14 protein-coding genes are annotated in these 13,670 nt (G+C 70.0%); 13 read left to right on the top strand and 1 reads right to left on the bottom strand.

Translation table 11 applies throughout. The features are described 5' to 3' along the window. Window positions 1–4 precede the first annotated feature (4 nt). Complete coding sequence (locus ACFYWI_RS18490) at window positions 5–1,372, top strand: replication-associated recombination protein A (RefSeq protein ID WP_389232973.1); 1,368 nt, start codon at window positions 5–7, stop codon at window positions 1,370–1,372. A 9-nt stretch (window positions 1,373–1,381) separates the two neighbouring features. On the opposite strand, the gene ACFYWI_RS18485 is transcribed toward ACFYWI_RS18490, so the two are convergent. Beyond that, complete coding sequence (locus ACFYWI_RS18485) at window positions 1,382–2,113, bottom strand: DUF2470 domain-containing protein (RefSeq protein ID WP_389232970.1); 732 nt, start codon at window positions 2,111–2,113, stop codon at window positions 1,382–1,384. Window positions 2,114–2,301: 188 nt separating this feature from the next. Here ACFYWI_RS18485 and rpsD point away from each other — a divergent pair, with 188 nt between their 5' ends. The 12 genes from rpsD to aroQ all read left to right on the top strand — a co-directional run bounded on the left by rpsD (window position 2,302) and on the right by aroQ (window position 13,653). Further along, the gene (gene rpsD, locus ACFYWI_RS18480) at window positions 2,302–2,916 is read left to right on the top strand and encodes a 30S ribosomal protein S4 (RefSeq protein ID WP_328402828.1); all 615 of its coding nucleotides are present in this window, start codon (window positions 2,302–2,304) and stop codon (window positions 2,914–2,916) included. 273 nt (window positions 2,917–3,189) lie between these two features. After that, complete coding sequence (locus tag ACFYWI_RS18475) at window positions 3,190–3,621, top strand: DUF948 domain-containing protein (RefSeq protein ID WP_389232966.1); 432 nt, start codon at window positions 3,190–3,192, stop codon at window positions 3,619–3,621. 6 nt (window positions 3,622–3,627) lie between these two features. Then, complete coding sequence (locus ACFYWI_RS18470; RefSeq protein WP_389232963.1) at window positions 3,628–4,029, top strand: DUF6167 family protein; 402 nt, start codon at window positions 3,628–3,630, stop codon at window positions 4,027–4,029. Further along, entirely contained in the window at window positions 4,029–6,713 is a 2,685-nt protein-coding gene (gene alaS / locus ACFYWI_RS18465) for an alanine--tRNA ligase (RefSeq protein WP_389232960.1), read from the top strand. The genes ACFYWI_RS18470 and alaS overlap by 1 nt, the downstream gene beginning before the upstream one ends. An 8-nt stretch (window positions 6,714–6,721) precedes the next feature. Then, a complete protein-coding gene (gene ruvX, locus ACFYWI_RS18460; RefSeq protein ID WP_389233457.1) occupies window positions 6,722–7,186 on the top strand; it encodes a Holliday junction resolvase RuvX in 465 nt (154 codons plus the stop codon). 104 nt (window positions 7,187–7,290) lie between these two features. Next, window positions 7,291–9,072 carry an endolytic transglycosylase MltG gene (gene mltG / locus ACFYWI_RS18455; RefSeq protein ID WP_389232957.1) on the top strand — a complete coding sequence of 594 codons (1,782 nt, stop codon included), beginning with the start codon at window positions 7,291–7,293 and terminating at the stop codon, window positions 9,070–9,072. Next, on the top strand, window positions 9,056–9,892 hold the full coding sequence (locus ACFYWI_RS18450; RefSeq protein ID WP_389232954.1) for a shikimate dehydrogenase: 837 nt from the start codon (window positions 9,056–9,058) through the stop codon (window positions 9,890–9,892). The genes mltG and ACFYWI_RS18450 overlap by 17 nt, the downstream gene beginning before the upstream one ends. Before the next feature lie 39 nt (window positions 9,893–9,931). Next, window positions 9,932–10,276 carry a hypothetical protein gene (locus tag ACFYWI_RS18445; RefSeq protein WP_389232951.1) on the top strand — a complete coding sequence of 115 codons (345 nt, stop codon included), beginning with the start codon at window positions 9,932–9,934 and terminating at the stop codon, window positions 10,274–10,276. Between the two features lie 143 nt (window positions 10,277–10,419). After that, window positions 10,420–11,604: a chorismate synthase gene (gene aroC, locus ACFYWI_RS18440; protein ID WP_389232948.1), complete on the top strand. Its 1,185-nt coding sequence runs from the start codon at window positions 10,420–10,422 to the stop codon at window positions 11,602–11,604. A gap of 29 nt (window positions 11,605–11,633) precedes the next feature. Further along, window positions 11,634–12,116, top strand: coding sequence for a shikimate kinase (locus tag ACFYWI_RS18435; RefSeq protein ID WP_389233454.1), 483 nt, complete (start codon window positions 11,634–11,636; stop codon window positions 12,114–12,116). Further along, entirely contained in the window at window positions 12,113–13,216 is a 1,104-nt protein-coding gene (gene aroB, locus ACFYWI_RS18430) for a 3-dehydroquinate synthase (protein ID WP_389232945.1), read from the top strand. Before ACFYWI_RS18435 ends, aroB begins: the two co-directional genes overlap by 4 nt. Next, complete coding sequence (aroQ, locus tag ACFYWI_RS18425) at window positions 13,213–13,653, top strand: type II 3-dehydroquinate dehydratase (protein ID WP_389232942.1); 441 nt, start codon at window positions 13,213–13,215, stop codon at window positions 13,651–13,653. Before aroB ends, aroQ begins: the two co-directional genes overlap by 4 nt. The last annotated feature ends 17 nt before the right edge of the window (window positions 13,654–13,670 follow it).

Below are 13,670 nucleotides of genomic sequence, written 5' to 3'. Positions count from 1 at the left end.
TGGAGTGGAGCCCGATCTCTTTACCGCAGCCGCCGAGGAACGCCAGGAGAAGGACCCGTCCGCGAGTCCTCTGGCCGTCCGGATGCGCCCGCGCACCCTGGACGAGGTCATGGGCCAGCAGCATCTGCTGAAGTCGGGATCACCTCTGCGTCGGCTCGTCGGTGAAGGCAACGGGGGGCCGGCCGGTGCATCGTCGGTGATCCTCTGGGGCCCGCCGGGCACCGGAAAGACGACGCTGGCGTACGTCGTCTCGAAGGCGACCGACAAGCGCTTCGTGGAGCTCTCCGCGATCACCGCGGGCGTCAAGGAGGTCCGTGCCGTCATCGAGGGCGCACGGCGCGCCGCCGGCGGCTTCGGCAAGGAGACCGTCCTCTTCCTCGACGAGATCCACCGCTTCTCCAAGGCCCAGCAGGACTCCCTGCTGCCCGCCGTGGAGAACCGCTGGGTGACGCTGATCGCCGCCACCACCGAGAACCCCTACTTCTCGGTCATCTCGCCGCTGCTCTCCCGCTCCCTGCTGCTGACCCTCGAGCCGCTCGGCGAAGAGGACATCGCAGGGCTGCTGCACCGCGCGCTCACCGAGGCCCGCGGACTGGGCGGCGCTCTCACGCTCCCCGAGGACACCGAGGCGCATCTGCTGCGCATCGCCGGCGGTGACGCCCGCCGTGCCCTGACCGCGCTGGAGGCCGCGGCGGGCGCCGCGCTGGACAAGGGGGAACGGGAGATCACCCTCCGGACGGTGGAGGAGACCGTCGACCGCGCGGCGGTGAAGTACGACCGCGACGGCGACCAGCACTACGACGTGGCGAGCGCGCTCATCAAGTCGATCCGCGGCTCCGACGTGGACGCGGCGCTGCACTATCTGGCGCGCATGATCGAGGCGGGGGAGGACCCGCGGTTCATCGCCCGCCGGCTGATGATCTCGGCGAGCGAGGACATCGGGCTCGCCGATCCCACCGCCCTGCCCACCGCGGTCGCCGCCGCCCAGGCCGTCGCCATGATCGGCTTCCCCGAGGCGGCCCTGACCCTCAGCCACGCCACCATCGCCCTCGCGCTCGCCCCCAAGTCGAACGCGGCCACGACCGCGATATTCGCAGCCCGGCAAGACGTACGGAACGGGCTGGCGGGCCCGGTCCCGCCGCATCTGCGCGACGGCCACTACAAGGGCGCGGCCAAGCTCGGCCATGCCCAGGGGTACGTCTATCCGCACGACGTGGCGGGTGGCATCGCCGCCCAGCAGTACGCCCCGGACGCGGTGCACGGCCGCCGCTACTACGAACCCACTCGCTACGGCGCCGAGGCGCGGTACGCGGACGTGGTCGAGAAGGTGCGCGAGCGGCTGCGCGGGGAAGGCCCGAGCGAGGGACGCTGACCGCCGGGGTCAGTGGGCCGCGGCCGCGAAGAGTGTGTGCATCGCCCGGCGCAGCTCGGCGATGTCCCGAACGGGGGTGGGGAAGTCGAACCGCGCGTCGAAGCACTGCTCCCCGGTGAACCGCACCCGCAGCCCGAACCGGTCCAGCGCCAGTGGCACCGCCCTCTGCCCGGGGCCCCCGGTCCTGTCGGCCTCCTTCGTGCCATCGGCCTGGGGGAGCCTCGTCGCGCTCCGGTCGCCGAGCAGCTCGCACAGCCCCTGCATCTGATCGCTGTGCGCGGCGTGCAGGTGCTGCAGCAGCTCGGTCTCGTGCGCGACGAGCGGATCGACGAGCGCCCTGGCGAACGCCTCCGGCTCCACGCTCTCGGAGCCCCACAGGTCGTCGACGTCCGCCTCCCCGACCTCCAGGCGCAGCATCATCGACCCGGGCGCGGCCAGGCCCGGCACGCAGGTCAGCCAGCCCCGGACCCAGGCGCGGCCGCGAATACGATGAGGGACGGAGACCGGCGCGACGTCGGTGATCTCCAGCACGGCGGACAGCTCGTCGTCCTGTGCGTGGGTGGCGGCCCGTACGGCCGGTGAGTCGGCGGGGAAGAGCAGGAACACCTCGCCGTCCGTGCCCACCGCCCTGGCCTGCGGCATCAGCTGCTCGGGGAGGGCCGAATCCAGCCCGGGGACGAGCAGCACCGCGGAGGATGTACTCTGTACGAGAGTTCGTGTGCGCTCGGCTGCTGACGGCATCCGAGTGATTTCAAGCCCGCTGGGACGCGGCTGACCATGAGCTGATCGGACCTCCGTCACCTCGACGCCTTGCGATGCGTCGGTGTTCTTTGTGCTGTCCGTGATGCGCTTGGTGTTCCCAGGGCGAGACATACGATCTCCTTGAGTAAGGTGAGCCTAACCTAACCTACAACGGAGGTCTGGAGAACGTGCCTAACCAGTCGCGTCCCAAGGTCAAGAAGTCGCGTGCGCTCGGTATCGCGCTGACGCCGAAGGCTGTCAAGTACTTCGAAGCCCGCCCCTACCCGCCGGGCGAGCACGGCCGTGGCCGCAAGCAGAACTCGGACTACAAGGTCCGTCTGCTCGAGAAGCAGCGTCTGCGCGCCCAGTACGACATCAGCGAGCGCCAGATGGCTCGCGCCTACGACCGCGCCAAGAAGGCCGAGGGCAAGACCGGTGACGCGCTCGTCATCGAGCTCGAGCGCCGCCTCGACGCCCTGGTCCTGCGTTCGGGCATCGCCCGCACCATCTACCAGGCCCGTCAGATGGTCGTCCACGGCCACATCGAGGTCAACGGCGGCAAGGTCGACAAGCCGTCGTTCCGCGTCCGTCCCGACGACGTCGTGATGGTCCGCGAGCGCAGCCGCGAGAAGGCCCTCTTCCAGGTCGCGCGTGAGGGTGGCTTCGCCCCCGACGGCGAGACCCCCCGCTACCTGCAGGTCAACCTGAAGGCCCTGGCGTTCCGCCTGGACCGTGACCCGCAGCGCAAGGAAGTCCCGGTCATCTGCGACGAGCAGCTGGTCGTCGAGTACTACGCCCGCTGATCACGGCGTAGCTCTCAGCGCTTTCGCCCGCCGCTTCCCCGCCTTCACCGGTGGGGAGCCGGCGGGCTCTCGCGTTTCGTGGAGTCGATCGGTGGCAGCGCCCGGGTACCCCAGGGCCGTCTCCCGGTGGCAACGCAGTGTGCTCGCTTCAGAACACTGCGTACAATCTGCCCGACTAACTCCCGTCCTGTGCACCGGTAATGCGGTGTGGGGCGCCACCGTCGGCGCGATAGGGTCGGAGGGAGATTTTCGACAAGCAGAGAGCGGTGCACAGTGACCGGTGGAGAGGTTGCCGGGATTCTGGTGGCCGTCTTCTGGGCGATCCTGGTCTCCTTCCTCGCCGTGGTGCTGGTGAGGCTAGCCCAGACGCTCAAGGCGACCACCAAACTGGTGGCGGACGTGACCGAACAGGCCGTTCCGCTGCTCGCCGACGCCTCAGCGACGGTGCGCGCGGCACAGACCCAGCTCGACCGGGTCGACGCCATCGCGTCGGATGTCCAGGAGGTCACCTCCAACGCCTCCGCGCTCTCCACGACGGTCGCCTCGACCTTCGGCGGCCCCCTGGTCAAGGTCGCCGCCTTCGGGTACGGCGTGCGCCGGGCCCTGAGCCGCAAGAGCGACGACGCGCCCCCAGCGCCGAGCCGTCGCACGGTGATCGTCGGTCGTACGGTGCCGGGCCCCAGGCGCAAGAAGCGGAAAGGCTGAGGCACGATGTTCCGCCGCACGTTCTGGTTCACCGCCGGCGCCGCAGCCGGGGTCTGGGCCACCACCAAGGTCAACCGCAAGCTCAAGCAGCTCACTCCCGAGAGTCTTGCCGCGCAGGCCGCGAACAAAGCGGTCGAGGCGGGCCACCGGCTCAAGGACTTCGCTCTCGACGTCCGGTCGGGCATGGTGCAGCGCGAGGCGGAGCTCGGCGAGGTGCTGGGCCTGAACACCTCGCCGGACCGCGAGCTTCCCGCGCAGCGTCGGATGGCCGCGATCGAGCGAACCGAACCCGCGCCGGTCACCTACCTGCACAGCAAGAACGCGCCGGCCGAGCAGCCACCGGCAAAGCGCCCGCCGACCAACGATTCACCCACCGAGCATTCGTACAACCGGAATGAGGACCACTGATGGAGTCGGCTGAAATCCGCCGCCGCTGGCTGAGCTTCTTCGAGGAGCGCGGGCACCTCGTCGTGCCCTCGGCGTCGCTCATCGCGGACGACCCGACTCTGCTGCTGGTCCCCGCGGGCATGGTGCCCTTCAAGCCGTACTTCCTCGGTGAGGTCAAGCCGCCGGCCCCGCGCATCACCAGCGTGCAGAAGTGCGTCCGTACGCCGGACATCGAAGAGGTCGGCAAGACCACCCGGCACGGCACGTTCTTCCAGATGTGCGGCAACTTCTCCTTCGGCGACTACTTCAAGGAAGGCGCCATCAAGTACGCCTGGGAGCTGCTCACCAGCTCCGTGGCGGACGGAGGCTACGGCCTCGACCCCGAGCGCCTGTGGATCACGGTCTACCTCGACGACGACGAGGCCGAGCAGATCTGGCGCGACGTGATCGGCGTCCCCGCCGAGCGCATCCAGCGCCTGGGCAAGAAGGACAACTTCTGGTCGATGGGCGTCCCGGGCCCCTGCGGACCCTGCTCCGAGATCAACTACGACCGTGGCCCCGAGTTCGGCGAAGAGGGCGGCCCGGCCGTCAACGACGAGCGCTACGTGGAGATCTGGAACCTGGTCTTCATGCAGTACGAGCGCGGCGCCGGTGACGGCAAGGAGGACTTCCCGATCCTCGGCGAGCTGCCGCAGAAGAACATCGACACCGGCCTCGGCCTCGAGCGTCTCGCCATGATCCTGCAGGGCGTGCAGAACATGTACGAGACGGACACCCTGCGCGTCGTCATGGACAAGGCCACCGAGCTGACCGGCGTCCGCTACGGCGCCGACCACCGCTCGGACGTCTCCCTTCGCGTGGTGGCCGACCACATCCGTACGTCCACGATGCTCATCGGCGACGGTGTCACCCCCGGCAACGAGGGGCGCGGCTATGTGCTGCGCCGCATCATGCGCCGTGCCATCCGCAACATGCGTCTGATGGGCGCCACCGGTCCGGTCGTCCAGGATCTCGTCGGCGTCGTGATCGACACGATGGGGCAGCAGTACCCGGAGCTGATCACCGACCGCAAGCGCATCGAGACGGTCGCCCTCGCCGAGGAGGCCGCCTTCCTGAAAGCCCTGAAGGGCGGCACGAACATCCTCGACTCCGCCGTGACCGAGACCAAGGCCGCAGGTGGCACGGTCCTGGCCGGCGACAAGGCGTTCCTGCTCCACGACACCTGGGGCTTCCCGATCGACCTCACCCTCGAGATGGCCGCCGAGCAGGGCCTGTCCGTGGACGAGGACGGCTTCCGCCGTCTGATGAAGGAGCAGCGGGACCGCGCCAAGGCCGACGCCAAGGCGAAGAAGACCGGCCACGCCGACGTCTCCGCCTACCGCGAGATCGCCGACAGCGCCGGTGCCACCGAGTTCACCGGCTACTCGGCCAGCGAGGGCGAGTCCACCGTCGTCGGCCTGCTCGTCAACGGTGTCCCGTCGCCCGCGGCCTCCGAGGGCGACGAGGTCGAGGTCGTCCTCGACCGCACCCCGTTCTACGCCGAGGGCGGCGGCCAGCTCGCCGACCAGGGCCGCATCAAGCTCGACTCGGGTGCCGTCATCGAGGTCCGCGACGTGCAGCAGCCGGTACCGGGTGTCTCCGTGCACAAGGGATCCGTCCAGGTCGGCGAGGTGACGGTCGGCGCTTCCGCCTATGCCGCCATCGACGTCAGGCGCCGCCGCGCCATCGCCCGCGCCCACAGCGCCACCCACCTCACGCACCAGGCCCTGCGCGACGCGCTCGGCCCGACGGCCGCCCAGGCCGGTTCGGAGAACTCGCCGGGGCGCTTCCGTTTCGACTTCGGTTCGCCGAACGCCGTTCCCGGCACGGTCCTCACCGACGTCGAGCAGAAGATCAACGAGGTCCTCTCGCGTGACCTCGACGTGCACGCCGAGGTCATGAGTATCGACGAGGCCAAGAAGCAGGGTGCCATCGCCGAGTTCGGCGAGAAGTACGGTGAGCGGGTGCGCGTCGTGACCATCGGCGACTTCTCCAAGGAGCTGTGCGGCGGTACGCACGTCCACAACACCAGCCAGCTCGGCCTGGTGAAGCTGCTCGGAGAGTCCTCCATCGGCTCCGGCGTGCGCCGCGTCGAGGCCCTGGTCGGCGTGGACGCGTACAACTTCCTCGCCAAGGAGCACACGGTCGTCGCCCAGCTCCAGGAGCTGGTCAAGGGCCGTCCCGAGGAGCTCCCGGAGAAGATCGCCTCCATGCTCGGCAAGCTGAAGGACGCCGAGAAGGAGATCGAGAAGTTCCGCGCCGAGAAGGTGCTCGGCGCCGCCGCGGGTCTCGCCTCCGGTGCCAAGGACGTCCGCGGCGTCGCGCTGGTGACCGGCACGGTGCCGGACGGCACCTCCGCCGACGACCTGCGCAAGCTGGTGCTCGACGTGCGCGGCCGGCTGGATCAGAAGTCGGGGGCGAGCGACCGCCCGGCCGTCGTCGCCCTGTTCACCACGGCGAACGGCCGCCCGCTGACCGTCATCGCCACCAACGAGGCCGCCCGCGAGCGTGGTCTGAAGGCCGGTGACCTGGTCCGTACCGCCGCCAAGACCCTCGGCGGCGGCGGAGGCGGCAAGCCGGATGTCGCCCAGGGCGGCGGTCAGAACCCGCAGGCCATCGGCGACGCCGTGGCCGCCGTCGGGCGTCTCGTCGCCGAGACCGCGTGACGGTGAGCATGCGCCGCGGTCGTCGCCTCGCGATCGACGTCGGGGACGCCAGGATCGGGGTCGCCTCGTGCGACCCCGACGGGGTCCTCGCGACGCCTGTGGAGACCGTGCCGGGACGCGATGTCCCGGCAGCCCACCGGCGGCTCCGGCAGCTCGTCGAGGAGTACGAACCGATCGAGGTCGTGGTCGGCCTGCCCCGCTCGCTCAGCGGAGGGGAGGGCCCGGCCGCGGCCAAGGTCCGCGCCTTCACCCAGCAGCTGGCACAGGGAATCGCCCCCGTACCGGTACGACTGGTCGACGAGAGGATGACCACAGTCACGGCCGGCCAGGGACTGCGCGCTTCGGGCGTGAAGTCGAAAAAGGGCAGGTCCGTCATCGATCAGGCCGCCGCGGTGATCATCCTTCAAAACGCTCTTGAGTCCGAACGGGTATCAGGTAATCCGCCCGGTGAAGGCGTCGAAGTGGTCATCTGATCGCGATACGGTAACGTTCCGCGCGATGCGGCGGTGTTCGAACAGCAGCCGCACAGCAGAGAGGCGGGACGCACAACGAACCGCCTCGCGGCCCTAGGGGATCGATGACTGAGTATGGCCGGGGCCCCGGCTCCGAACCGTGGCATCCCGAGGACCCCTTGTACGGGGACCAGGGATGGGGAGGGCAGCAGGCCGAGGCCGGCCACGCTCCGTACGGCGGCCAGCCGCAGCAGCAGTACCCGCAGCAGCCGCAGCAGTACGACACGTCTCAGGACCTGTATCAGCAGCAGTACGACCAGCAGTCGCAGCAGCAGTACGACCAGCAGCAGTACGGTCAGCAGCAGTACGGCGGCCAGCAGCACGATCAGCAGCACTATGGTCAGCAGCCGCCGCAGCCGCAGTACGGCAGGCCGCCGCAGCAGCAGTACCCGCAGCACGCCCGGCCGCACCCCCAGCAGCAGTACCAGGAGGGCTGGGACACAGGTCAGCAGGCGGCCATGCCGTACGGCGCCGATCCCGCCGACACCTACGGCGGTCAGCCTGCGCCTGGCTACGGCAGCCCGCAGGAGGCCGACTACTACAGCACTCCCCAGGCGTATCCGCCGCCGCAGCCCCCGGGCCGCAGGCCCCAGCCCCAGCCTCAGCCTCAGCCCGAGCCGCCGACCGACTGGGACGCCGAGGCCGAGCAGGAGGAGACCCACCCCTTCTTCACCGGCGACGACGGCCGTGACGACGATGACGGGTACGACGACGACTCGCGGGATCCGCGCCGCGGCGACGGCGGTCGTGACCGCCGGGGGAAGACCAAGAAGAAGAGCCGCAACGGCATGGCCTGCCTCCTCGTCGCCACGGTCCTCGTCGGCGGCCTCGGCGGTGTCGGCTACTTCGGCTACCAGTTCCTGCAGGGCAAGTTCAGCGACCCCGAGGACTTCACAGGCGCAGGCAGCGGCTCGGTCCCGGTGAACATTCCACGCGGATCCACCGGCTACCAGATCGGCGGCATCCTCAAGGAAAAGGGCGTCGTCAAGAGCGTCGACGCCTTTGTGTCCGCCCAGAGCGAGAATCCCAAGGGCAAGCTCATCCAGGAAGGCGACTACCTCCTCAGGGAGGGGATGTCGGCGAAGAGCGCTGTCGCACTGATGCTCAATCCGGAGAGCCGCAACAACCTCGTCATTCCCGAGGGCAAGCGGAACGCCGATGTGTACAAGCAGATCGACACAAAGCTCGAGCTCAAGCCGGGCACCACGAAGTCGGTCGCCACGGCGCAGGCGAAGAAGCTCGGACTGCCCGACTGGGCGACCAACCACAAGGACGTCAAGGACCCGCTGGAAGGCTTCCTGTTCCCGGCCAGCTACCCGGTCCCCAAGGGCACCAAGCCCGAGGCGGTTCTGAAGAAGATGGTCGCCCGGGCCAACCAGGAGTACGACAAGGTGGGACTGGAGGCCAAGGCCAAGGGGCTGGGTCTCGAAGGCCCCTGGGAGCTGCTGACGCTGGCCAGCCTGGTGCAGGTCGAGGGCAAGACGCACGACGAGTTCCGCAGGATGTCCGAGGTCGTCTACAACCGCCTCAAGCCCACCAACACCGAGACGAACCAGCTGCTCCAGTTCGACTCGGCCTTCAACTACCTCAAGGGTCAGAGCAAGATCGACATCTCTGAGGGCGAGATCAACAGCGACCAGGACCCGTACAACACGTACACGCAGAAGGGTCTGACGCCCGGGCCCATCAGCAACCCGGGCAACGACGCCCTGGCGGCGGCGGTGAACCCGACGAAGGACGGCTGGCTGTACTTCGTGGCGACCGACGGCAGGAACAAGACCGAGTTCGCCAAGACGTATGCCGAGTTCCAGCGGCTGAAGGAAAAGTTCAATGACCGCAAGAACTGAGCTCCGCCGGGCAGCGGTCCTCGGCTCGCCCATCACCCACTCCCTGTCCCCGGTGCTGCACCGCGCCGCCTATGCGGAGCTGGGGCTCAGCCACTGGTCGTACGACCGGTTCGAGGTCGACGAGTTCCGGCTCGCCGGGTTCATGGCGAAGCTCGACAGCACCTGGGCCGGGCTCTCGCTGACCATGCCGCTCAAGCGGGCGATCATCCCGCTGCTGGACGACATCAGCGACACCGCGGCGTCCGTGGAAGCTGTCAACACGGTCCTTCTCACCGGCGACGGCCGACGACTCGGCGACAACACCGACATCCCCGGCATGATCGCCGCACTGCGCGAGCGGGGTATGGACAAGGTGGAGTCCGCCGCCGTACTCGGCGCGGGTGCCACCGCTTCCTCGGCGCTCGCCGCGCTGGCCCGTATCTGTACGGGTCAGGTCACCGCCTATGTGCGCAGCGAGGCCCGCGCCCATGAGATGCGCGGTTGGGGCGAGCGGCTCGGTGTGGACGTGCGGACCGCCGACTGGGACCGGGCGCACGAGGCCTTCGCGGCGCCTCTCGTGATCGCGACCACCCCGGCAGGGACGACGGACTCCCTCGCCGGCGCCGTCACGGGCGCACCGGGCACGCTGTTCGACGTGCTGTACGACCCGTGGCCCACCCCGCTGGCGGCCGCATGGTCGCGGCAGGGCGGCGCGGTCGTCGGCGGACTCGACCTTCTGGTCCACCAGGCGGTGCTCCAGGTCGAGCAGATGACGGGTTGTACGCCCGCGCCGCTCCAGGCGATGCGTAATGCCGGTGAACGCGCGCTCGAAGCCCGCTAGTATCTCCGCGTTCCGTCACAGCGCAGGGGGAGTACAGCCATGGAATCGGGTCAGCCGCAGGCATCGATAGCCAAGAACATCTTCGAAGGGCTGATCTCCTTCCTCCCCGACTGGCTGGAAATCCCGCTGCTCTGCCTGTTCTTCCTGTTGGTCGTGCTGGGCTGGGTGCAGTCGCTCAGGAAGAAGATCGCGCAGCGGCGCCTGGCCAGGACCGCGCAGCCCGTCTCCGCGCCTCAGGGCGACCAGGGCCGCGGCGCCGACTTCCTCGGCCCGTACGCCCCCGCGCAGCAGCAGTACCCGCAGCCGTCCCGCCAGGAGCCGAGCGGGGCCGCCTTCCTCGGTGCCTACGCTCCCGAGCAGCGCCGGGACGGCGACTCCGGCTGACTTTCCGGCCCGTCCACGCCCGTCCGCTTGTTGGACCGGTGGCCGGGCGATCCGTCCGAACGTGGGAGGATCGAGTCAGGCGGGCCAGGGCCGCGCACCCGGCCGCGCCGTCGCAGTTGCAGGCGCGAGCATAAGGAGCACCGTTGAGCAGGTTGCGTTGGCTGACCGCGGGCGAGTCGCACGGACCCGCACTGGTGGCGACGCTGGAGGGGCTTCCCGCCGGTGTGCCGATCACCACCGAGATGGTGGCGGACCACCTGGCCCGGCGGCGGCTCGGCTACGGACGCGGTGCCCGGATGAAGTTCGAGCGCGACGAGGTCACCTTCATCGGCGGCGTGCGGCACGGGCTCACCATGGGTTCGCCGGTCGCGGTCATGGTCGGCAATACCGAGTGGCCGAAGTGGGAGAAGGTCATGGCGGCCGACCCCGTCGACCCTGACGAGCTGGCGCAGCTCGCCCGTAACGCCCCCCTGACCCGGCCCCGGCCCGGCCATGCCGACCTCGCGGGCATGCAGAAGTACGCACTGGACGAGGCCCGGCCGATCCTGGAGCGCGCCAGCGCCCGCGAGACCGCGGCCCGAGTCGCGCTCGGTGCGGTCGCCCGCTCGTACCTGAAGGAGACGGCGGGCATCGAGATCGTCTCCCATGTCGTCGAGCTCGCGGCGGCGAGGGCTCCGTACGGAGTCGTGCCGGTGCCCGCCGACGAGGCCCGCCTGGACGCCGACCCGGTGCGCTGCCTGGACGCGGACGCGTCGAAGGCGATGGTCGCGGAGATCGACCAGGCCCACAGGGACGGCGACACCCTCGGTGGCGTGGTCGAGGTGCTCGCGTACGGGGTGCCGGTGGGCCTCGGCTCGCACGTCCACTGGGACCGTCGGCTGGACGCACGGCTCGCCGCTGCCCTCATGGGTATTCAGGCGATCAAGGGGGTCGAGGTCGGCGACGGCTTCGAGCTCGCCCGGGTGCCGGGCTCCAAGGCGCACGACGAGATCGTCCCGACCGAGGACGGCATCAAGCGGACCTCGGGCCGCTCCGGCGGCACCGAGGGCGGTATGTCGACCGGTGAGCTGCTGCGGGTACGGGCCGCGATGAAGCCGATCGCGACCGTGCCGCGCGCGCTGGCCACCGTCGACGTCGCGACGGGTGAGGTCGCCGCGGCCCACCACCAGCGCTCCGACGTCTGCGCCGTGCCGGCCGCCGGGATCGTGGCCGAGGCCATGGTCGCCCTGGTGCTCGCGGACGCCGTCGCGGAGAAGTTCGGCGGCGACAGCGTCACCGAGACCCGCCGCAACGTGCAGTCCTACCTCGACAACCTGCACATCCGGTGAACGCGCCGCTGATCGTCCTGATCGGGCCGATGGGCTCGGGCAAGTCCACGGTCGGCGAGCTGCTCGCCGGCCGGCTGGGCGTTCCCTACCGGGACACCGACGCCGACATCGTCGCGGCCGAGGGCCGCGAGATCTCGGACATCTTCATCGAGGACGGCGAGCCGCGCTTCCGTGAGCTGGAGTGTGCGGCGGTACGGGCGGCTGTCGCCGAGCACCGCGGCGTCCTCGCCCTCGGCGGCGGCGCCGTCCTCGACGGAGGCACCCGGCAGCTGCTGGCCGGACTGCCGGTCGCCTATCTCTCGATGGACGTCGAGGAGGCCGTCAAGCGCGTCGGGCTGAACACCGCCCGGCCGCTGCTCGCCGTCAACCCGCGCCGCCAGTGGCGGGAGTTGATGGAGGCCAGGCGCCATCTGTACACCGAAGTGGCCCGTGTCGTGGTGGCCACCGACGACCGCACCCCCGACGAGGTCGCCCAGGCGGTCCTCGACGCCTTGGAGCTGAAGGACGTATGACCGAGCAGGCAGTGACCCGTATTCAGGTCGGCGGCGCCGCGGGCACGGACCCGTACGAGGTCCTCGTCGGCCGGCAGCTGCTGGGGGAGCTCCCCGGGCTGATCGGCCCCAGGGCCCGGCGCGTGGCCGTCCTCCACCCGGAGGCGCTCGCCGAGACCGGAGAGGCGCTGCGCGCCGACCTCGCCGAGCAGGGATACGAGGCCGTCGCCATCCAGGTGCCGAACGCCGAGGAGGCCAAGACCGCCGAGGTCGCCTCGTACTGCTGGAAGGCGCTCGGCCAGACCGGTTTCACCCGTACCGACGTCGTCGTCGGAGTGGGCGGCGGCGCGACCACCGACCTCGCCGGGTTCGTCGCGGCGACCTGGCTGCGCGGGGTGCGCTGGATCGCCGTGCCGACGACCGTGCTCGGCATGGTGGACGCGGCGGTCGGCGGCAAGACCGGCATCAACACCGCCGAGGGCAAGAACCTCGTCGGCGCGTTCCATCCGCCGGCCGGTGTGCTGTGCGACCTGGCCGCGCTCGACTCGCTGCCGGTCAACGACTACGTCAGCGGCATGGCCGAGATCATCAAGGCCGGCTTCATCGCCGACCCGGGGATCCTCGACCTCGTCGAGGCCGACCCGCAGGGCGCGCGTACGCCCGCGGGGCCGCACACCGCCGAACTGATCGAGCGTTCCATCCGGGTCAAGGCCGAGGTCGTCTCCAGCGACCTCAAGGAGTCGGGTCTGCGCGAGATCCTCAACTACGGGCACACCCTCGCCCACGCGATCGAGAAGAACGAGCGCTACAAGTGGCGCCACGGCGCCGCTGTGTCGGTGGGCATGGTCTTCGCCGCCGAGCTCGGCCGGCTGGCCGGGCGGCTCGACGATGCCACCGCCGACCGGCACCGCAGCGTCCTGGAGTCCGTCGGACTGCCGTTGACCTACCGCGGCGACCAGTGGCCGAAGCTGCTGGAGACCATGAAGGTCGACAAGAAGTCCCGCGGAAACCTGCTGCGCTTCATCGTCCTCGACGGCCTCGCCAAGCCGACGGTGCTCGAGGGTCCCGACCCCGCCGTGCTGATGGCGGCGTACTCCGAGATCGCCGAGGAATCCGCGTGACCCGCCGGGTGCTGGTGCTGAACGGGCCGAACCTCGGCCGGCTCGGTTCCCGCGAGCCCGACGTGTACGGCGCGACCTCCTATGCCGGCCTGGTGGAGAGCTGCCAGGCGCTGGGCAAGGAGCTCGGCTTCGACGTCGACGTACGCGAGACGAACGACGAGGGCGAGATGATCCGCTGGCTGCACGAGGCCGCGGACGGTTCAATTCCGGTCGTTCTCAACCCCGGTGCCTTCACGCACTACTCGTACGGGATGCGCGACGCCGCGGCGCAGCGGACCGCCCCGCTGATCGAGGTGCACATCTCGAACCCGTACGCCCGTGAGACATTCCGGCACACGTCCGTGGTCGCCGCGGTGGCCAGCGGCACCGTCGCCGGCTTCGGGATCGGCTCCTACCGTCTCGCCCTGCGCGCACTGGCCGAGGAACTCGCCCGCTGAATCGGCCCCTTGGGCAC

Origin of the sequence: Streptomyces sp. NPDC002889 (assembly GCF_042888425.1) — a bacterium.
Classification (GTDB): Bacteria; Actinomycetota; Actinomycetes; order Streptomycetales; family Streptomycetaceae; genus Streptomyces.
Note: the sequence above shows the minus strand (reverse complement) of the source record. Positions and strands in the feature narration are given on the sequence as shown.

What these genes read in the sequence shown, in the direction of transcription:
- ruvX (WP_389233457.1), top strand. Translation starts at nt 6,722, where the DNA reads ATGCGCCGCGGTCGTCGCCTCGCGATCGACGTCGGGGACGCCAGGATC.
- aroB (WP_389232945.1), top strand. Translation starts at nt 12,113, where the DNA reads ATGACCGAGCAGGCAGTGACCCGTATTCAGGTCGGCGGCGCCGCGGGC.
- mltG (WP_389232957.1), top strand. Translation starts at nt 7,291, where the DNA reads ATGACTGAGTATGGCCGGGGCCCCGGCTCCGAACCGTGGCATCCCGAG.
- ACFYWI_RS18470 (WP_389232963.1), top strand. Translation starts at nt 3,628, where the DNA reads ATGTTCCGCCGCACGTTCTGGTTCACCGCCGGCGCCGCAGCCGGGGTC.
- ACFYWI_RS18445 (WP_389232951.1), top strand. Translation starts at nt 9,932, where the DNA reads ATGGAATCGGGTCAGCCGCAGGCATCGATAGCCAAGAACATCTTCGAA.
- ACFYWI_RS18485 (WP_389232970.1), bottom strand. Translation starts at nt 2,113, where the DNA reads ATGCCGTCAGCAGCCGAGCGCACACGAACTCTCGTACAGAGTACATCC.
- alaS (WP_389232960.1), top strand. Translation starts at nt 4,029, where the DNA reads ATGGAGTCGGCTGAAATCCGCCGCCGCTGGCTGAGCTTCTTCGAGGAG.
- ACFYWI_RS18450 (WP_389232954.1), top strand. Translation starts at nt 9,056, where the DNA reads ATGACCGCAAGAACTGAGCTCCGCCGGGCAGCGGTCCTCGGCTCGCCC.
- ACFYWI_RS18435 (WP_389233454.1), top strand. Translation starts at nt 11,634, where the DNA reads ATGGGCTCGGGCAAGTCCACGGTCGGCGAGCTGCTCGCCGGCCGGCTG.